Source organism: Klebsiella sp. CSG-1 (genome assembly GCF_056521145.1).
The window spans coordinates 118,111-136,087 of record NZ_JBWNLD010000011.1 but is presented as its reverse complement, the minus strand read 5'-3'; the positions used below and the strand labels follow the sequence as shown (position 1 = coordinate 136,087).

19 protein-coding genes are annotated in these 17,977 nt (G+C 55.6%); 12 read left to right on the top strand and 7 right to left on the bottom strand.

Going from position 1 to position 17,977, the window contains the following annotated elements; genetic code table 11:
* The first annotated feature begins 316 nt into the window (after positions 1-316).
* Positions 317-439 (top strand): hypothetical protein, encoded by a 123-nt coding sequence (locus AC007G_RS23255; protein ID WP_255379489.1) that lies wholly within the window; start codon positions 317-319, stop codon positions 437-439.
* 98 nt (positions 440-537) lie between these two features.
* The gene (gene dcp / locus AC007G_RS23250; RefSeq protein ID WP_032696102.1) at positions 538-2,583 is read left to right on the top strand and encodes a peptidyl-dipeptidase Dcp; all 2,046 of its coding nucleotides are present in this window, start codon (positions 538-540) and stop codon (positions 2,581-2,583) included.
* A gap of 158 nt (positions 2,584-2,741) precedes the next feature.
* Here the strand turns inward: dcp and AC007G_RS23245 are convergent, their stop codons facing one another.
* A complete protein-coding gene (locus tag AC007G_RS23245; RefSeq protein WP_032687533.1) occupies positions 2,742-2,984 on the bottom strand; it encodes a DinI family protein in 243 nt (80 codons plus the stop codon).
* Positions 2,985-3,368: 384 nt separating this feature from the next.
* Between AC007G_RS23245 and AC007G_RS23240 the strand changes: the two genes are divergently transcribed.
* Positions 3,369-3,599, top strand: coding sequence for a hypothetical protein (locus tag AC007G_RS23240; RefSeq protein ID WP_004862401.1), 231 nt, complete (start codon positions 3,369-3,371; stop codon positions 3,597-3,599).
* A 108-nt stretch (positions 3,600-3,707) separates the two neighbouring features.
* Here the strand turns inward: AC007G_RS23240 and AC007G_RS23235 are convergent, their stop codons facing one another.
* On the bottom strand, positions 3,708-4,583 hold the full coding sequence (locus AC007G_RS23235) for a class A beta-lactamase PLA-4 (protein WP_032687534.1): 876 nt from the start codon (positions 4,581-4,583) through the stop codon (positions 3,708-3,710).
* Between the two features lie 292 nt (positions 4,584-4,875).
* Here AC007G_RS23235 and AC007G_RS23230 point away from each other — a divergent pair, with 292 nt between their 5' ends.
* Positions 4,876-5,139, top strand: a complete 264-nt coding sequence (locus AC007G_RS23230) for a hypothetical protein (RefSeq protein ID WP_015584254.1) — start codon at positions 4,876-4,878, stop codon at positions 5,137-5,139.
* 101 nt (positions 5,140-5,240) lie between these two features.
* A complete protein-coding gene (locus AC007G_RS23225; RefSeq protein WP_142630751.1) occupies positions 5,241-6,281 on the top strand; it encodes an AAA family ATPase in 1,041 nt (346 codons plus the stop codon).
* A 42-nt stretch (positions 6,282-6,323) separates the two neighbouring features.
* On the opposite strand, the gene AC007G_RS23220 is transcribed toward AC007G_RS23225, so the two are convergent.
* The gene (locus AC007G_RS23220) at positions 6,324-7,589 is read right to left on the bottom strand and encodes an MFS transporter (RefSeq protein WP_032696111.1); all 1,266 of its coding nucleotides are present in this window, start codon (positions 7,587-7,589) and stop codon (positions 6,324-6,326) included.
* A gap of 184 nt (positions 7,590-7,773) precedes the next feature.
* Entirely contained in the window at positions 7,774-10,881 is a 3,108-nt protein-coding gene (locus tag AC007G_RS23215) for a beta-galactosidase (RefSeq protein ID WP_142630750.1), read from the bottom strand.
* A gap of 220 nt (positions 10,882-11,101) precedes the next feature.
* Between AC007G_RS23215 and AC007G_RS23210 the strand changes: the two genes are divergently transcribed.
* The 4 genes from AC007G_RS23210 (at position 11,102) to AC007G_RS23195 (ending at position 14,026) form a co-directional block, all read left to right on the top strand.
* Positions 11,102-12,166 (top strand): LacI family DNA-binding transcriptional regulator, encoded by a 1,065-nt coding sequence (locus AC007G_RS23210; protein ID WP_032696114.1) that lies wholly within the window; start codon positions 11,102-11,104, stop codon positions 12,164-12,166.
* A 498-nt stretch (positions 12,167-12,664) separates the two neighbouring features.
* Positions 12,665-13,036 (top strand): Spy/CpxP family protein refolding chaperone, encoded by a 372-nt coding sequence (locus AC007G_RS23205; RefSeq protein WP_046852789.1) that lies wholly within the window; start codon positions 12,665-12,667, stop codon positions 13,034-13,036.
* 78 nt (positions 13,037-13,114) lie between these two features.
* Positions 13,115-13,543, top strand: a complete 429-nt coding sequence (locus AC007G_RS23200; protein ID WP_032687540.1) for a glycine zipper 2TM domain-containing protein — start codon at positions 13,115-13,117, stop codon at positions 13,541-13,543.
* A 147-nt stretch (positions 13,544-13,690) separates the two neighbouring features.
* Positions 13,691-14,026 carry a TonB family protein gene (locus tag AC007G_RS23195; RefSeq protein ID WP_048619437.1) on the top strand — a complete coding sequence of 112 codons (336 nt, stop codon included), beginning with the start codon at positions 13,691-13,693 and terminating at the stop codon, positions 14,024-14,026.
* A gap of 172 nt (positions 14,027-14,198) precedes the next feature.
* Here AC007G_RS23195 and AC007G_RS23190 read toward each other — a convergent pair whose 3' ends face one another.
* Positions 14,199-14,363, bottom strand: a complete 165-nt coding sequence (locus tag AC007G_RS23190; RefSeq protein ID WP_155274634.1) for a hypothetical protein — start codon at positions 14,361-14,363, stop codon at positions 14,199-14,201.
* A gap of 56 nt (positions 14,364-14,419) precedes the next feature.
* Between AC007G_RS23190 and AC007G_RS23185 the strand changes: the two genes are divergently transcribed.
* Complete coding sequence (locus tag AC007G_RS23185; RefSeq protein WP_004862371.1) at positions 14,420-14,983, top strand: YagU family protein; 564 nt, start codon at positions 14,420-14,422, stop codon at positions 14,981-14,983.
* A gap of 56 nt (positions 14,984-15,039) precedes the next feature.
* Here AC007G_RS23185 and AC007G_RS23180 read toward each other — a convergent pair whose 3' ends face one another.
* Together AC007G_RS23180 and AC007G_RS23175 are read right to left on the bottom strand one after the other, a co-directional pair.
* Complete coding sequence (locus tag AC007G_RS23180) at positions 15,040-15,999, bottom strand: YbgA family protein (RefSeq protein WP_032696117.1); 960 nt, start codon at positions 15,997-15,999, stop codon at positions 15,040-15,042.
* A gap of 217 nt (positions 16,000-16,216) precedes the next feature.
* Positions 16,217-16,996 (bottom strand): MerR family transcriptional regulator, encoded by a 780-nt coding sequence (locus tag AC007G_RS23175; protein WP_032696118.1) that lies wholly within the window; start codon positions 16,994-16,996, stop codon positions 16,217-16,219.
* A gap of 128 nt (positions 16,997-17,124) precedes the next feature.
* On the opposite strand from AC007G_RS23175, the gene AC007G_RS23170 reads away from it, so the two are divergent.
* Together AC007G_RS23170 and AC007G_RS23165 are read left to right on the top strand one after the other, a co-directional pair.
* Positions 17,125-17,271, top strand: coding sequence for a hypothetical protein (locus tag AC007G_RS23170; protein ID WP_155417121.1), 147 nt, complete (start codon positions 17,125-17,127; stop codon positions 17,269-17,271).
* A 91-nt stretch (positions 17,272-17,362) separates the two neighbouring features.
* The gene (locus tag AC007G_RS23165) at positions 17,363-17,944 is read left to right on the top strand and encodes a cytochrome b/b6 domain-containing protein (RefSeq protein WP_142630788.1); all 582 of its coding nucleotides are present in this window, start codon (positions 17,363-17,365) and stop codon (positions 17,942-17,944) included.
* Positions 17,945-17,977: the final 33 nt, after the last annotated feature.

Below are 17,977 nucleotides of genomic sequence, written 5' to 3'. Positions count from 1 at the left end.
ACAAGCAATACGTTTCCAAAACAGGTAATTGCGACGGTGAGCGGGGGGAAAGCGACTTCCGCCGGGATAAACATCGCTATGGCAAGAGTGGGCGGTCTGGCGCTTTTGGCTAGCGGGAAAAGAGGTGGCCGGCTGGCCAATGATGCGAACCTTGTGGAAAAATAAACAAGAATGTATTCATGGCATGAATTGATCATCGACGCATTATGGGGATTGTTATTCTGCCGCCACACCATAGATGCGCGCAGGATTGACACTTAAATCCTTGTCGCGCCGGCCTTTTGCGTCGGCGTTTTTTTGCCTGAGGAGGATTCCGATGAACGAATGGGAAGAAGAAGAGAGCATTCCGACCCACGCCACCATAATCAGCACGGCAATCGATATTCTTGGCGTAACGGGCGCGCTGTTGCTGACCAGCGTTGTCTTTTTTTTGTTATGACCGTGTTCGGCTAGCGCCGCTCGCCAGCCGGCGGAAATGATTGCGGTCAATCAATGAGTTGCCTAATCTTACTGGATTACCGAGTCCAGGAGATGATGATGGCCGACAATAACCCTTTTTTGCGCGTCAGTCTGTTGCCTTATCAGGCACCTCAGTTTGATCTGATTGACGATACCCATTACCGACCGGCATTTGATGAAGGCGTTCGCCGTCAGCGGGAGGAGATCGCCGCGATAGTGAATAATCCGCAGCCGGCGGACTTTGCCAACACGCTGGTCGCGCTCGAGCAGAGCGGGCAGCTGCTGGCGCGCGTCACCCGGGTGTTTTTTGCCATGGCCGGGGCGCATACCAACCCGACGCTGCAGGCGCTTGATGAGCAATTCTCTGCTGAGCTGGCGGATCTGGGAAATGATATCTGGCTTAACGAAGCGCTGTTCCAGCGCGTGAAGCAGGTATGGCAGCAGCGTGACACCTTGCCGCCAGATAGCGAGTCCCGCCGGCTGCTGGAGATCACCTGGCAGCGTTTTACGCTGGCCGGCGCGACCCTGGCTGACGCGCAAAAAACGGAGCTGCGGGCTTTGAATACCCAGGCTGCGGCTTTGCAGAGTCAGTTTCAGCAGCGCCTGTTGGCGGCGGTTAAATCCGGCGGTCTGGTGGTTGACGACCCGGCGCAGTTAGCGGGACTCAGCGATGAAGAGATTGCTGAAGCCGCAGATGCCGCGCGGGAAAAAGGGCTAAGCGACCGCTGGTTGTTGCCTTTGTTGAACACCACTCAACAGCCGGCGTTACTCGCCTTACGCCGTCGCCAGACGCGTGAGAATCTGTTTGCCGCCGGCTGGAAACGCAATCAGAAGGGCGATGCGAATGATACTCGCGAGCTGGTGCTTCGCCTGGCGGAGATTCGCGCCCGTAAAGCCGAACTGCTGGGCGTGACGGATTACGCCAGCTGGTCGATGGCCGACCAAATGGCGGCAACGCCCGAGGCGGCATTTGCGTTCATGCGCCGGATAGCCCCGGCCGCCCGGGCAAGAGCGGAACGCGAGCTGGCGGATATCCAACAGCTGATTGATAGCGAGGGCGGCGGCTTTAAGGCCGAGGCCTGGGACTGGTTATACTACGGCGAACAGGTGCGCCGGGCGACATTCGCCATCGATGAAGCACAGTTAAAACCCTATTTCTCCCTCGAGCGCGTTTTACAGGATGGCGTGTTCTGGACGGCATCGCAGTTGTTTGGCCTGCGCTTTGTCGAACGGTTTGATATTCCGGTTTACCACCCGGACGTCCGGGTATGGGAAATCTTTGACGCCAACGGGGAAGGTCTGGCGCTGTTTTACGGCGACTACTTTTCCCGTGATTCGAAAAGCGGCGGGGCGTGGATGGACGTCTTCGTTGAACAATCCACGCTGCTCGCGCAGCATCCGGTGATTTACAACGTTTGCAATTACCAGAAACCGAAGGCCGGCCACAGCGCGCTGCTCTCCTGGGATGAGGTCATCACCTTATTCCATGAATTTGGTCACGCGCTGCACGGGCTGTTTGCCAGTCAGCGTTATGCCAGTCTGTCGGGGACCAATACGCCGCGTGATTTTGTCGAGTTTCCGTCGCAGATCTATGAGCACTGGGCCAGTCAACCGCAGGTGTTCGCCCACTATGCGCGCCATTATCAGACCGGGGAAGCGATGCCGGATACGCTGCGTGAGCGTATGTTACGCGCGGCGAAGTTTAATAAGGGTTATGACATGAGCGAGCTGCTGGCGGCGGCGCTGTTGGATATGCACTGGCATAGCCTCTCGTCGGCAGATATTCCGCGTGATGTCGATAGCTTCGAAGCGCTGGCGTTGCGTCAGGAGCAGATGGACCTGGCCGCGGTGCCGCCGCGCTACCGTAGCAGCTACTTCTCACATATTTTTGGCGGCGGCTATGCCGCGGGCTATTACGCCTACCTGTGGACCCAGATGCTGGCGGACGACGGTTACCAGTGGTTCGTTGAGCACGGCGGCCTGACCCGCGAAAACGGTCAACGCTTCCGCGAGGCGATTCTGTCACGCGGCAATAGTACTGATTTAGCGGAACTTTATCGCCAGTGGCGCGGACATGATCCACAGATTGAGCCGATGCTGGAAAACCGCGGGCTGAGTGAGTAGGGCAACTTTGTGTCGGAAACAGAACCGGGCTTGCGGCCCGGTTTTTTTATCAGTTTTTCCTTCCCCAAAATCTCTCCTGAATGTCGGCGGCGGCGGTAAAATGTTGTCAGGAGGGGGATAGCTTCACACGCCAGAGACAATGACACTTTCTCTCTCCATCAGTCCTCTACCATCCACATATCAGCCTCCTCAAACATCTCCTGCACAGCACGGCTGATTTGTTCTTTTTCGTGCTTGCTGGCATCGGTGTTAATTGCCGGTAAGGTCATCATCGGCTTTACACGCACATCGGCATCGGGAAATATACGGTGAATTCGCTTCGATAATTCAGCTGCAATCGTCTCTTTCGCACCGGGCAGTCCCTCAAAGTTCCGCTTGTCATAAATCAGTTCCACAAACATATTTCATCCCTCTGCGTTAATTGTTGACGATATTTTTACTGTGGTTGCATACAGTATCAAGTTGAGTGGACGCCGTGAAGGTCAATCGTGCGATGCCGCGATTGTTTCTCGTGCGCCGCTCGCGAAACCGTCAAACAGTTCATCAGCAAAAGACCCGATGTTTAAACGTATCCCGATGTCTGCAAAGAAAATCGCGCGGTTTTTTCTCTTTCCATCCTGCAGACCTCTTCCGGCGTTGTCCTCAGTGACACCCTGCGCCCGGAACGGCGTTGTTAAACAGGTAAATATTAACTCTTTGTAATTAATATTTTTTTTGCTGTTTATTTGCCTCCGCTTAGACGAGAATATCCTCCCCGATAATGAAATGGCTGAAAAGGATCCGCTATGTTAGAAAAATACTTTCAATTTGATGGTGATAGTGGCGACGCGGCTATCGAGAAACATAAACGTTTGCTCGCAGTTCAGGCAGCATTAGAAATTTCAAAAGCCGCCGTCTCTTCATCAACCGCAAATTCCGGTATTCGTAGCCAGATGGATTTACGTAATGTGGCTCAGGAAGTCGCTTCCTTAGCCGATGCCATTCAGGATGCTCTCGAAGGTTACGAAGAAAACTAATCCTCCATCGCTGCGATGTCTCCACGTCAGGCCTCGCGTTTGCGAGGCTTTTTTACGTCCGGGAGGCATTGTCCGGGGAGTTCCTGTTCGAGACCGCCCGCGGCGCGGCTAGGGTCTGTTCTCGTCTGCGGACCAGTGCGTGACCAGCGTTGCGCCGATGGCCGCAATCTGTTTATTGCGTTCATCCATTGCGGCGGGGGTCCCGGTCAAATAAATCACCACGATGCGCGCAGCTTTACCGTCCGGACCGAGAGCAGCGATGATCCCGCGCGAACCGCGATTGCCGGCTCCGGTCTTATCGGCAATAAACCAGCCCGCCGGGAGCACCGATCGCAACAGCGGCCCCGCAACTTTGTCCTCTACCATCCAGCGTTGCAACTGCTGCTGCGAGGCGCTGGAAAGCACGCGACCGGTCAACAGATTTCGCAGTGTCCTGGCCATCGCTTGCGGAGTCGTGGTATCTCGCACGTCGCCCGGCCGCGCTTCATTGAGTTCCGTTTCCCAACGGTCAAGCCGCGAAGTCTGGTCGCCGCTGTGGCGCAGGAAGCTGGTCAGCCCCTGCGGGCCGCCGAGAGTGGTCAACAGCAGGTTTGCCGCCGTATTATCGCTCAGGGTAATGGCGGCAGCGCACAGTTCGCCCACGGTGAGCCCATCGGTAAGATGCTTTTCCGTCACCGGCGAATATTCCACCAGATCCTGCTGCCGGTAATGGATACGGCGATCGAGCTGTTCTTCACCAGCATCGACACGCGACAAGACTGCGCCGCAGAGCAGAACTTTAAAAGTGCTCATCATCGGGAACCGTTCGTCAGAACGATAGCCGGCCAGCAGTTGCCCGGAAGCTAAATCCAGTTCGGCGTAGCCGACCCGACCCTGAAGCTGGCTTTCGGCTTGTTTAACCGTCGTCACCGTAGCTTGATGCGCCCAACCGGGGAGCGCCAGGGCGGCTAACAATGGGAGAAGGGCGAATCGATATTGACGCATAGCGGAATGGTTCCCTGGGGTTGTGGTACACAAGTCGATCTGGCGGGTTTTGTGGACGTCGCGGAAAATAAACAAAAAAATAAAGACAAATAAGAGTTATGAAGATTCACAATTTCTCTTTTTTCCTTCATCATCTGCCAGCTTTTACCAGTAATAATCAATGCTTAGCTCAGTATATGAAAGAGTTTTTTTCATTCGGGCTGGTATGAACTATAAGAATGTACTGAAGGTTGTGTAAATGCTCTACGCCGTCGGCGATCACATATTAACCATTGATCCATCCAGGAGGAACATGGTGGACCCGCTAATCAAGGTCATGCTGGTGGGGGGAAAGGCGGATGGCCTGTTGGTCAGCGTCGCCGGCACGGCGACGGAACTGTCCGTCACCGCCGCGCAGTATGGCGCGAAATCTGGCAATCCGCTGAGCTATCGGATTGTTTCGCAAACGATCGATGACGAACGCTATTTTTTCGGCGTGTTTAGCGAAACCCATGACGATGCCGACAAGCTCAAACGCGTGGCCCTGACCCGAGGCATGAAAAAGTCTCTCCGCTGAGTGCGTCCTTGCCGGACGATTGACCTTCGTCCGGCCTGACCGTGTTATCATTCCCCTTGTTTACCACTGCCGCAGCGCGGAGTTTTTTCATCGGGAGCACCATGATTCACCATATCCGCATACAAAATTTCAGATCGGTCAGGGATATCGAGCTGGAACTGGGCGCGCTCAACATCGTGTTTGGGCCGAATGGCTGCGGCAAGTCCAACATTTACAAAGCCATTCACCTGTTAACCGCCTCCGCGGACGGCAAGTTCTCAGGCTATATCAGTGAGGAGGGCGGCCTGGAAAATGTGATGTGGTCAGGGCGAACGGCAGCGACGGCGCGCCACCCGCGTCGGCTGCAAATTTCCTGTCTGACCGCCGAGTTTGACTACGAGCTCCAGGTGGGTTTCCCGGAAAAGCTGCCTTATCCCACCCAGTTTATGCTCGATCCGATTGTCAAAGAGGAGTCCATCTGGCTGGCGGGATTCTCCCGTCGACCTTCCGCCAGGGTTTTGCAGCGCAAAAACCAGGCCGCGTTCCTGCTCGATGTCAACGGCGAGAAAAATACCTTCACCGACACGATTTATGAAAACGAGTCGATCTTTGGCCAGTTGGGCGAGCCGCACCGCTTCCCGGAAGTTTCTCGCGTTCGGGAAACTATGCGCCAGTGGCGTTTCTACCACGAATTTAACATCAGCCGACATTCGGCGCTGCGGCATCCGACGGTAGGTTACCGTTCACCGGTCCTCGACAGCGACGGGCATAATCTTGCCGCCGCTTTTCCGGAGTGCGCGTTCTTCTGCGAAAACGAAAACTCGCGTTTCTCGATTAAGATGCGGCGCAACGGCGTGTTTCGCCCGCTGCTGGCGGCGGAAATGTCTGACGGCACGCTGCGTTTTTTATGTCTGGCGGTAGCGCTGTTGAGCCCGCGCCCGCCGGCATTCCTGGCAATTAACGAACCGGAAAACAGCCTGCATCGACAGATGTTTCCGGCGCTGGCCCGGCTGATTGTCGAGGCCTCCCGCTATAGTCAAATCTGGTTGACCAGCCACTCTGCCGAGCTGGCGGCGCTTATCTCCTCACAGGCCGAGAGCCGGATATACGAGCTGGAAAACAGCGACGGCGAGACGCGAATCAAAGCCGCAGCGGCCGGATAATGTTCGCGGCCCGTCTTACGCAACGGGCCGCGAATTTGCGGTTTACGCGGCGTTGTTATAGCCGGCGGTCGGCAGCAGCGTTTTACTGCCTTTCAAGGTGAACAGCGAGATAACGGTAAAGCCCAGGGTAATCGAACCCAGAATCAGATAAGCCTGATGGAAGCCGACGGTGTCGTACATGCGGCCAACCCATGCCGACAGCACGACGCCAGAGAGCTGCTTCGATAAGTTAAAACCGATCAGGAACAGGGTGGCGGACAGTTTCGGGTTAAATGCTGAGGAAATATATTTAAAGGTGCCGACCAGCAGGAACGGAACTTCAAACATATGCAGCATTTTTAAGATAACCACCTCGACCGCCGTCGTGGCGAATGAAGATCCGAGAATACGTACGGACATAATCATCCCGGCGGTTAGCAGCGCATTTTTCGCCCCGATACGGTTCACAATAGCCGGGGCGCAGAACATGATCAGCGCATTCAGCAATTCGCCGCCGGTGGTGACGAAGCCAAAGACTTCGGTTCCGCGCCGCGGGTCGGCAAAAAAGCCTTTAAAAAAATTGGCAAACTGCTGGTCAAATACGTCATAGACGCTGGCAACGCCGACCACATAGATAATAAATCCCCAGAATCGCGGCATTCGCAGCAGCTCGGCGGCGACGCGCAGAGAAAACGCCTGACGGTTTGCGCCTAAGGCATCCATAACCTGGGCGCTGTTGCTGCTTTCCGGACGGGAGAACCACAGCAGTACCCCGAGCACCAGTGCAAAGCCGGAGGCGATCCAGAAGGTGATATTGGGATCAATGCCAAACAAGATGCCGGTGATTGAGGCGCAGAGCGCCCAGCCGACACAGCCAGCAACGCGGACCTTGCCGTATTCGAAACGGTTGGCGCGACTGACTCGCTCTATATAGGCTTCGACCGCGCCGGAACCGCTGGAGAAGACAATGCCCAGATAGAGTCCACCCACCAGCGCCCCGGCGATAATATTGACCTGCAACAGCGGTGAGAAGACAAATATAAAGAACGGGGCAAACAGAATTAATAAGATGGTGATGGTCCACAGCAGGTGTTTACGCAGCCCTAGCTTATCGGATATCAAGCCAAATATCGGTTGGCAAATAATGGCGAACAGCGAAATAGCAGAGAAGACAACTCCGGTTTCCGTTTTAGTTAAATGGTTTACGTCCGCCAGCCATACCGGGAAAAACGGGAAGTAGGCCGACATAATGAAGTAGTAAAAGAAAAAGAACAGCAGGAAATAAATAAAATTATGCCGTTCGCGTGGCGCCAGTTCAGAGAATTTCATAGAGATGTTCCAGTGTTATTATACTCGTCATCATTCCAGCTGCCTGATCCTGGCGGCACGCTGTTCCCTTGGTGATACTCGCCATCCCTGGGCTTCGGCCCGAATTCTGCCCATTTCCGCCACGGTGCATCCCGAATATGCGGGTATAGCCGTTTTAAAGGGGGCGAGAGCCCCCGTTGAGGGTTTAGCGTAAAGACAGTGAGAGCTGGTACTGCCACCGGGTCCCGAGCAGCAGCCACTGCGGCAGCACGCTTGGTGTCCACGAGTCATCGCCGCCGACGCCCATATGCTCGCCGTCGAGGGTGATCCAGACGCCTTTTTCCGCGGCCATCCGGTGCCAGTGGTCGGTTGCCATGAGCTGCTCGGTGCTGTAGGGCTGAACCGAGAAGTGGAAGTCACCGGTCACGTGCCAGCGTCCCCAATCCAGCGCTTTGTTGTCGCAGCGCAGGCCGTTTTCCGTCGGGAAAATATAGGGCGTGCCCATCGCTTCCAGCGGAAGCTGCCAGCGGGAGAAACAGGCGCTGCTCTTCCGGTCAGGGTAGTTTTCATGCGGCCCGTAGCCGAGCCACGAGACCGGCGACTGCTGGTCTGGGACCTGGAAGTGGAGGCCCACGCGTGGCAGCGGCGGCAGCGTGCCGGCCCGCTCTCCGCTCACCGCCAGATGCAGATGGCCATCGCTATCAAAAGTCATCCGCCACTGGCTGACGATGACCACTTCGTCGCCGCGCAGATAGTGCCAGCGGCTGTCGACGATGGTCTCATGTGCCAGGCGCTGCGCGGTGCAGCAAACGCAGCGCGCGTCGAGCGCATAAAGTCCGGCGCTTTTCCAGCGCTCAACCCAGGCGTTGGGGTCGATACGATCCGTTTCGCTCACGCCGATATCGTTGTCCAGCGGAGCGCGAACGAACTGGTCGCGCAGCGGAGACAGCAACTGCTCTGCGCCTTCCGCCAGCCAGTGAGTTAACAAGCCGCTCTGACGATCGATAACCCATTGCTGAGATCCCTGACGGACGGTGAAGCTCTCATCATCGATGGTCAGCTCCGGTGCCGGACCGACGGCGGCGGGGGCGGGTAAGGCCAGCGGGGCGGCAAGGGAGAACTGCGCCCAGGCCACGCGGTGCCCGGCGTCAGACCACGCCGTCGCCTGCGGCTGGACAACTTCCAGCGTCAGCCAGACCTCTCTGGCGCCTGCCGGCAAGGTCAGACCGTCGCATAAGGTAAAATCTTCCTGGCCCTGCGGCGCGAGGTTCAACGCCAGGCTACCGCTGGCCACGGTTTCACCGGCGGACTGCACCTGCCAGTTCAGCACTTCATTATCGGTGGCGCGGAACAGGTATTCGCTCGCCACACCGATCCGCAGCGGGGACTGCGCCAGCAGGGAAAACTGGAAATATTGCTGGGCATGTTTCGCTTCAATCAGCGAAGGATGAGGACGGCGATCCGGGAATACCAGCCCGTTCATGCAGAACTGCCGGTCGTTTGGCGTGTCGCCAAAATCCCCGCCGTAGGCCCAGCCCACGCTGCCGTCCTCGAAGGTCTTTTCAATTGCCTGATCTGCCCAGTCCCAGATAAAGCCGCCCTGCAGGCGCGGATATTCGCGGAAAGCCTGCCAGTAATCGGCAAAATTACCGAGGCTGTTGCCCATCGCGTGAGCGTATTCGCAGAGAATCAGCGGTCGCTGTTCGCCGGGCAGGCCAATCCACTTTTTAATGCTCCATTTCGGCACTGCCGGAATCAGCTGATCGCGTTCCACGCGGGCATACATCGGGCAGATAATATCGGTCGCCGTGCTGTCGGCGCCGCCGCCTTCGTACTGGACCGGACGCGTAGGATCTTCGCGTTTCAGCCAGTGATACATGGCTTCATGGTTTGCACCGCAGCCGGACTCGTTCCCCAGCGACCAGATAATAATCGACGGATGGTTACGGTGGCTTTGCAACATCCGGGTGACGCGGGCGCTGTAGGCCGGCAGCCAGGCCGGATCGTCGGACAGGCGGTTCATTGGCACCATGCCATGGGTTTCGATGTTCGCCTCATCGACCACGTACAGGCCGTAGCGGTTGCACAGCTCATACCAGCGTGCGGCGTTGGGATAGTGCGAACAGCGCACGGCGTTAAAGTTATTCTGCTTCATCAGCAGAATGTCCTGCAGCATATCCTCTTCGGTCACCACCTGGCCGCGCTGGTGGTGGTGCTCATGGCGGTTCACCCCGCGGATCAGCAGCGGTTTGCCGTTGAGCAGCAGCAGGCCGTTGCTGATCTCTACCCGGCGAAAGCCGATGTCCCAGGCTTCAGCTTCAACCAGCTCTTCGCCGTGCCACAGGGCAACCACGGTACGATAGCAGTGGGGCGTTTCCGCGCTCCATTGCCGCGGTTTTTCCACCGCCAGGACCAGCGTTGCCCGTTCGGCATAATGGCCCCGTTCGTCAACTGGCGCAGAACCTGGGCGCTGGCGCTGGCGTGCAACCAGCTGTTCGCCATCCCACAAGCTGACTTCCGCCACCAGCCCGGCCAACTGCGCATCAGCGGCGGCGATGGCCAGATTGACCTGCAGTTCACCATCGCGATACAGCGCATCCAGCTGCGGGGAAATCTGCACGTCGCTCAGGTGCTGCTTCGGTTTGTTCAGTAGCCACACCGAGCGGAAAATCCCGCTCATGCGCCACATATCCTGATCTTCCAGCCAGCTGCCTGCGCTCCAGCGCATGACCATCACGCACAGGCGGTTGTCGCCCGCCCGCAGATAGGGGGTCAGGTCGAAAGCAGCCGGCAACCGGCTATCCTGGGAGTAACCGACCCATACGCCGTTACACCACAGATGAAACGCGGAGTTAACGCCGTCAAAAATAATCTGCGTCAGGCCATCGGCCAGCCAGTTTTGCTCCAGCGTGACGTTCAGCGAGTACAGGCCGGTCGGGTTCTCTTCCGGGACCCGCGGTGGCGTCGTCTCGATGGGATAGCGGACGTTGGTATAGATCGGTGCGTCGTAGCCTTCCATCTGCCAGTTAGAGGGCACGGGCGTGCTGCGGCTGGTTTCGAGATCGCGCTCGATCCAGCGGCTATCGACGGCAAACGGGCTGGGGGACCAGCAAAATTGCCACAGCCCGTCGAGCAGGCGGAGGCGGTCGGAGGGGCGGTTGTCCCGGGCGTCGTCGAGCGATCGCCAGCTGGCAAACGAGGGGTGAGCCGCTAAGCGATTAAGGTGAATAATGGTCTGATTTTGCCAGTCTTCACGGGCCAGTACATCGTGAAACGTCAACGAGCGAACCGCGTTTGAGTCATGTTGTTGCATAGGCATACCTGACGGATAAGTGAAAAAATGTCATTCGCTAGACAAGGATGATGCCGTTATCAGATATTTTCTATCAGGCCGCAATACTGGCGAAAATGAAACCGACTCACGATCACGAAACTTCAGAATCAGAGCTGATTTTTGTCGTCAGTTAGACATAAAATGTTAGCGGACGACATTTGGCGTATTCAGACTGATTTTGCACAGAGAGGGGGGGATTATGCAGCGGCGTTCGGCAACCTTAGATGATGTGGCACACGAGGCCGGCGTTTCGCAACAAACGGTCTCCCGGGTACTGAATCGTCCCGATGTGGTCTCCGCGCGGACTCGCGAGAAAGTGATCCGCGCGATGCAGGCGCTGCATTATGTTCCCAACCGATCGGCGCAGCTGCTGGCGGGGAAAGCGGCACCTTCAATCGGGCTGATTACGGCGTCGCTGACGCTGCACGCGCCATCACAAATCGCGTCGGCGGTGAAAAGCCATGCCGGGGCTCATCAGTTGGAAGTGTCCATCGCCATGCCCGAACGCAGCGATTACGCTTCACTTCAGACCCGGCTGGATGAGTTTCGCGCTCAGCATATTCGCGGCGCGATTATCAGCCTGCCGCTGGAGAGCAGCATCGCGGAACGGCTGGTGCAGGAAAACCCCGATATCGCCTGTCTGTTTCTTGATGTGTCACCGGAGACGGAAGTCTCCTGCGTGCGTTTTGATCATCGTGATGGCTGCGGCGCCTGCGTGCGGCATCTCTGGGAACTCGGCCATCGCGATTTTGGCCTGCTGGCCGGTCCGGAAAGCTCGGTCTCTGCCCGGTTGCGCCTCGGTAGCTGGCGGGAGACATTGCATCGCCTGGGCGTGAGCCAGGCCGTGACGGTATTTGGCGACTGGAGCGCCGCCAGCGGCTGGCAGAAAACCTTTGAACTGCTCCACCTGCAGCCACGGATCAGCGCCATCGTTGTGGCTAATGACCAGATGGCATTAGGGGTACTCAGCGCGCTGGCGCAGCTTAATCGTACCGGCAACAGTGCCGTTTCGGTCACCGGCTATGACGATACGGCGGACAGTCTTTACTTTCAGCCGCCGCTGACGACCGTGGCGCAAAACTTCGATCTGCTTGGTAAACGGGCGGTGGAGCTGCTGACCCAGCAGATGGCGGCGCCGCAGGTGCCGATCCGCGAACTGCTCCCCACCCGATTGATCGTCCGCCAGTCAACCTGGCCTCGTGAGGGGGAATATTCCCGCGATCCGCTGATTGCGCAGCTCAAAGCGCTGGTGGATAAACTGTAAGCGGACGTCGGTTTAACTTTCATTGAAGATAACTATGCTAGCGTATGGCCAGGCGTAGAAGGAGAGGGAAAATGCCTCTACGTAAAATGCAAAACACAATCTATCCATGCAAGCATTTATTCACCGCCAGCTATCTGGCGGTTTTTTTTTGCCGCCATTCCCGCCTCAGCTATCGCTATTTTGTTTTATTCTGCAACTTGTCCATTAAACGTACACTGAGAAGAATAAAAGCGCTGTTTAGCAAGGCGGCGGTGCGGCGACTCTCGCGGGTTATAGTTTTTCACCCAGCATAAAATGCTGCTGAAGAGGGGCGGAGTATCCCGCTCTCCGTGCCGGTAAAAATGGCGCTATGTCCAGCGGATTATGATCCAAATTTAAATTTAACTCTTTGTTACAGAAGGCTTTCAATTTGATCGTAATAATCAAATCTCTTGTTTTGCACATTAAGGATAATTGATTGTGAATAAACTTTTCCGTAACACCCTGCTTGCCGTGGCGATGACCGCGGGTTTCTCCATGGCCGCTCAGGCAGCCACCGCTGACGAAGTACCGCCGGTTTCTCAGGACCCGGTGGTGCAGCACCTTAAGCTGAGTAACGATCAGGTGACAAAAATTAAGGGTCTGCATCAGGAGTTTGAAACCAACGTCAACAATATCAAAATCGAAGGTTTCAAAGATGGCGCGCTGATCGATGTTATCCAGTCCGGCAAGTGGGATGAGGCGAAAGTGAAACAACAGCTGGCTGCTTTTGGACAATTAGATCAGCAGGTCCGTTACTACCGCGTGAAATACTATTTTGGCGTCAACCAGGTGCTGACCCCGGAACAGCGTACCCAGGTTAAAAAAGATCTCCAGGAAGCGCTGAATTAATTTCGAACCCGCCAGCAATGGCGGGATTCTCTTTTTGCAGGATCGCATCACCAGCGACAGAATGAAAAATGAGCCATTATGAAGAGATTCCTGTTCATCGCTCTCGGCTTTCTCGCCTTTACCTGCCAGCCCGGCTTTGCGGGTAGCAAAACCGTGGTGGATTACGGCGTTGTGCAGCAAAGTCAAATCATCACCCGCGAGACTCGCAGTCAGCCGCTGCGAACGCTTGCCGCCGGCGCGGTTGGCGGTGCTATTGGCCACCAGTTTGGTAACGGGAGCGGGCAAACGGCGATGACGGCGGTGGGCGCGGTTGCCGGAGCCAGCGCGTCGCATCACCGGCAAACGCAGCGCCAGGCCGCCCGGCAGATCGAACTGACGATCAAAACGCAATCTGGCCAGCTAATCCAGGTGCTGCAGCCAGATGATGGTCGACTGACCTTCAATAAAGGCGATAAGGTTCGCATCCTGACCTCCGGTGCAAATACCAACGTTGATAAATCCGTGTAACCCGCAGGCCGCCTGCGGATAGAGGCAGGCGGCCTCTCTCTTTGCCGCTTGCCGGTTACGCCTTCACTGCGCATAAAAAGAGGAAAAAATCCTCTGAGCATCAGCCTCTTGTGATAGTATTGAGAATTATTATCAATATGGAAGCTGATGATGAAAATATCCAGGGCCTTTCTGTTTGCCGGCTGCTGCCTGATATCCGCCTGCACCAGCCAGATGAAAGGAGTTGCGCCTGAGCAGCTGGTCTCCACGCCACCCGTTTATCCCTATTACGCTCTGGCCAACCATCTTGATGGGGAAGTGAAGATCCGTTTTGATGTTGGCGCCAACGGTAAAGTGGAGAAAATGTGGATATTAACCTCTGAACCACAGCACCTCTTCGATGATGCCGTCATTTCCGCCGTGGCAAAATGGCGTTTTGAGAGCAATAAGCCCTATAAGGGAATGACCAAAACCATCCGCTTTAAATTAAACAATGCCGGTTAGCGTTAATTCGGCAGCCGATCTTTCTGTTCTACGTTCACCCGGAATTGTTCAGGATCTCTTTGCCGTTGGTCGTCCTTTGTCATTCAGGCAAAACATCGGCGTGCCGGGATAGCGAGGGCAAAGACGAGGGCCAGAACGGCTGGATTCCCCGAAGTCACTTCACGGTTGTGCGCTAATTTGCCGCTATTTTTGCAATAAAAATAAGGCCGATGGCGACTTTTTGCGGCGAGAAACGTATGCCGTGAGAAGGTAAAGCATTGACCTGACGAGCAAAGAGATACGAATAAAAATTGTTCTCATAGACAAAAGTGTGATCGCGATCAATATGACCAGCCATGAGTAACATTAAACATAGCTAATGTATTCATTCTAAAAATAATCAGGTGGTATTCGATGGCTATCAAGGACTTCTTTGCACAAACGGAACCCGGACGCCGACGTTATGGCGTGGCAACAGGCGTGGGGATTATCGCAGGTATTATGTCGGCATTTGTGAAGTGGGGGGCCGAAGTTCCGTTACCGCCCCGTACTTTCTCCGGCGGCAGGGATGAGTTTAACCCGCCCTATCTTTTTTTACGTGATTACCTGGGGATTGATCCTACTCACACCGTTTATACCTTCTCAGAACACATCATCAATCCGGTGATGGTGACACATATTATTTTCTCGCTGGTATTTGCCATTGGCTATTGCGTGGTGGCAGAAGTGTTCCCCAAAGTAAAACTATGGCAGGGGGTATGGGCGGGTATTGTCGCCACTATCGCCGTTCACTGGATCTCTTTCCCTTTATTAGGTCTGACGCCTTCTCTGCTTAATATCCCCGCCGACGAATATATTTCGGAACTGGTCGGGCATATTTTCTGGTTCTGGGCGATAGAGATGATCCGTCGCGATCTGCGAAACCGCATCACTCATGAACCTGATGCCGAAGTTCCGCTGAATTCACCGTTCAGATAATTGCCGCAAAAGCGACAGCAATGACGGGCTCGCGACGGCGGGCCCGTTTTACGTCATCAGAGGAGTCTCAGGCGCAGACCTAAATCCTGTGGATAGGGGTTAAAGTAGTTTTGCGTCAGCAAATAGCGGTCCGGAAATTCGCCCAGGTAGTGTTTGAGCAATGTCATCGGCGCGAGTATTGGCAGCAAACCGGCGCGATAGTTGAGGATCACCTCGCGAAGTTCGCCGCGCTGGCGGCTATTGAGCCGTTCGCGGAAGTAGCCCTGGATATGCATCAGCACGTTGGTATGGTTTTTCCGCGAAGCGGGTTGTTTCAGAATGGCCATCAGCTTAGTGCGATAAGCGACAAAGAAGGCATCCAGATCTTCCCACTGATGAAGGGAGGCAACGAAAGGCCCAATTTCGCGATAGCCCGCCTGGTCATGCGCCAGCAGCTGCAGCTTGTACTGGCTATGGTAGTCCAGGAGCGCACGACGGCTGAGTCCCTGCGCGCGCAGGGTATTCAACTGGTGCAGAGCGAAGACGCGCTCGACAAAGTTTTCCCGCAGCACCGGATCGTGCAGGCGGCCATCCTCTTCTACGGGCAGCCACGGGTAGTGCGTGAGCAATTGCTGCGTGAAAAGACCCACTCCTTCTTTACGCCCGCGGTTACCGTTTTCGTCATACAGCCGCACGCGCTCCATACCGCAGCTGGGCGATTTCGCACAGACAACAAAGCCAGAGAGGGCGTCCACGCTGGGGAGAAATGAGCGGGTAAATTCGGCCATTTTCTCCGTCACATCATCGTGGGGCGTTTGGCTAAAACGCATCTCAATGGTCCCTTCGGTGGTGTGCACCAGACGAAGGGCCGGGCGAGGCGCGGGCAGGCCGATGGCCATCTCCGGACAGACGGGTTTGAAGGCGACCCAATCCGCCAGTTCATCCATGACAAAGCCCATCCGTTTATGTCCACCGTCAAAGCGTACGGCGGAGCCGGTTAAACATGCGCTGATGCCGACCGCGGGTTGCGTGTTCATGGTGCCATCCTCATGATTGCATTGGTTGTAGGAACAACAGGAGCCGCGTCGGTTGCCGGGCCGCGCGACGTCTTCACATACCTAAAACTTACACAATAACTAATATTTGTCCAAGTATTGGCGAGGATATTTATTATTATTTATTTAATTCATGAAGTTATATTTGACGATTTTTACCGGCCCTTTCCGTCAGGCGATGTGGAAAAGCGCGGAGGACTCAATCTCCTTGAGCCGTATCGGCGGCCGCTTCCGGCGAGGCATCGCCGCAGGAGAGGGAGATAACGTCGAGGGCATTGACCTGCTGCCGCCAGCATGCAATCTGTTTTTTGCGGGCTGCGGTCAGTTTTCCGGAGGTGACCAGCAGCCAGTTGCGCTGCGGGAAAACCTCGGGCGCCAGAGCCGCCGGCGGGACGGGAAGGAGATCGATACGCTGGCCCTGGCCGCTACGGGCGAGGGCCTCCAGCCAGATTTCGCAGGAGTCGGAGAGATGCCAGCCGGTTATCAGCCAGTTATCTCCCGGCGCTTTTTTGTCGCCTTCGAGGCAAAACGAGGTATAGGCGATAATAATCCCGTCGAGGATTTCGCGCAGCGTCATCACCGTCGGGATGCGGGCAGACAGTTTACCGCGTAGCGGACGCAATACTTTCGTTACCAGCTCTGGGCGAGGGGACTCGCGGCCTGAATCGTAGATCAGCTGGCGCAGGGCATCGATTTTACCCTCCTTAAGCCGCTGCAGCATGGTTTCCTGCAGGTTTAACCAGTTGTCAGTACGCCTCGTGACGGGGCTATCCAGCAGAGGTTTCACCTGGCTGACGGGAACGCCTTTTTGAATCCAGTCGAGAATTTTGAGCGCCTGCTGAACATCATCATCGCTGTACAGACGGTGTCCACCCTCTGTACGCCGCGGTTTGAGCAGACCATATCGACGCTGCCAGGCGCGAAGCGTGGTGGGGTTAATCCCGCAAAGCCGGGCAAATTCACCGATGGAGTAAGACATGAAGGAGACCTGAAAAGAGAGGATAGTCCCAATATACTATGAATCATTGCCGGGTAAATGTTAAATGACTACGGCCGCGTAGCCCTGCGCGGTCGCTGCTATCGCGCAGATGATATCAGGCTCCGGTCATGCCGCCGAACGGCGTTATTTCAGCGTTCGCGACGATGTCAAATGCCTCTTTCCGCGACCGCTTTGGCGTCGACTCCAGGCACCCGCCGGCCACCGGTGTTCGCGAACAACCGCAGGCGCGTCCCGCGGATCCTGAAATGGAATAAATTGATAACTTCAGTGTGGTTTTAAGGTTTCGTTAATTAACCGCAACGATACTGATGAAATCAACCTTCCCGTAAACAACATGGTTAAATGATGAAAGACCGGTTATGTAATGCACTTCCTCACCGCGACACCCCTTTTTTTCGTGCGCTACATATCAGCGTAGCGGTATTGGTTTTATTGCAGATTATTAACTCTGACTTTACTGAAAGCGAGGCCCTCGGCGACGTTAACCTGGTTGGGTTCATGACATGGTTTCATGTTATCTCTGGATTTACATTGATTGCTCTGGGTATTGTGATGCTTATCTGGATGCTGACACAGCGTGGTTTTCATTACTATTTTGCCTGGCTGACGCTCGATTTTCGCGGCATGGCTGCCGATCTCAAGACGCTGATTGCATTGCGTCTACCTGACGCGCATGCCGGGGGAGTGGCGGCATTCATTCAGGGACTGGGTGTTCTGGCACTGCTGGGCGTGGCTTTGTGTGGCGGGCTCTGGTTTGTGCTGAATACCGCGTTTGGTCCATCCTCTGCGCTGGCACATGATGTTCTGGGCTTGCATAGATTCCTGACCGTATTCATTGAGACTTATTTCTGGGCCCACGGAGCCATGGGATTACTGCATATTTTCCTCAAAGTCCGCAGTCAAAGGAATAACCCGGTGACGGAATAATTATGTTAGCGAGAGAGCGGCTGCATTATTGTG

Bases quoted from the DNA above. Each gene is read 5' to 3' on its own strand.
- AC007G_RS23255 (WP_255379489.1), top strand. From the start codon at position 317: ATGAACGAATGGGAAGAAGAAGAGAGCATTCCGACCCACGCCACCATA.
- dcp (WP_032696102.1), top strand. From the start codon at position 538: ATGGCCGACAATAACCCTTTTTTGCGCGTCAGTCTGTTGCCTTATCAG.
- AC007G_RS23245 (WP_032687533.1), bottom strand. From the start codon at position 2,984: ATGTTTGTGGAACTGATTTATGACAAGCGGAACTTTGAGGGACTGCCC.
- AC007G_RS23240 (WP_004862401.1), top strand. From the start codon at position 3,369: ATGTTAGAAAAATACTTTCAATTTGATGGTGATAGTGGCGACGCGGCT.
- AC007G_RS23235 (WP_032687534.1), bottom strand. From the start codon at position 4,583: ATGCGTCAATATCGATTCGCCCTTCTCCCATTGTTAGCCGCCCTGGCG.
- AC007G_RS23230 (WP_015584254.1), top strand. From the start codon at position 4,876: ATGGTGGACCCGCTAATCAAGGTCATGCTGGTGGGGGGAAAGGCGGAT.
- AC007G_RS23225 (WP_142630751.1), top strand. From the start codon at position 5,241: ATGATTCACCATATCCGCATACAAAATTTCAGATCGGTCAGGGATATC.
- AC007G_RS23220 (WP_032696111.1), bottom strand. From the start codon at position 7,589: ATGAAATTCTCTGAACTGGCGCCACGCGAACGGCATAATTTTATTTAT.
- AC007G_RS23215 (WP_142630750.1), bottom strand. From the start codon at position 10,881: ATGCAACAACATGACTCAAACGCGGTTCGCTCGTTGACGTTTCACGAT.
- AC007G_RS23210 (WP_032696114.1), top strand. From the start codon at position 11,102: ATGCAGCGGCGTTCGGCAACCTTAGATGATGTGGCACACGAGGCCGGC.
- AC007G_RS23205 (WP_046852789.1), top strand. From the start codon at position 12,665: ATGACCGCGGGTTTCTCCATGGCCGCTCAGGCAGCCACCGCTGACGAA.
- AC007G_RS23200 (WP_032687540.1), top strand. From the start codon at position 13,115: ATGAAGAGATTCCTGTTCATCGCTCTCGGCTTTCTCGCCTTTACCTGC.
- AC007G_RS23195 (WP_048619437.1), top strand. From the start codon at position 13,691: ATGATGAAAATATCCAGGGCCTTTCTGTTTGCCGGCTGCTGCCTGATA.
- AC007G_RS23190 (WP_155274634.1), bottom strand. From the start codon at position 14,363: ATGGCTGGTCATATTGATCGCGATCACACTTTTGTCTATGAGAACAAT.
- AC007G_RS23185 (WP_004862371.1), top strand. From the start codon at position 14,420: ATGGCTATCAAGGACTTCTTTGCACAAACGGAACCCGGACGCCGACGT.
- AC007G_RS23180 (WP_032696117.1), bottom strand. From the start codon at position 15,999: ATGAACACGCAACCCGCGGTCGGCATCAGCGCATGTTTAACCGGCTCC.
- AC007G_RS23175 (WP_032696118.1), bottom strand. From the start codon at position 16,996: ATGTCTTACTCCATCGGTGAATTTGCCCGGCTTTGCGGGATTAACCCC.
- AC007G_RS23170 (WP_155417121.1), top strand. From the start codon at position 17,125: ATGCCGCCGAACGGCGTTATTTCAGCGTTCGCGACGATGTCAAATGCC.
- AC007G_RS23165 (WP_142630788.1), top strand. From the start codon at position 17,363: ATGAAAGACCGGTTATGTAATGCACTTCCTCACCGCGACACCCCTTTT.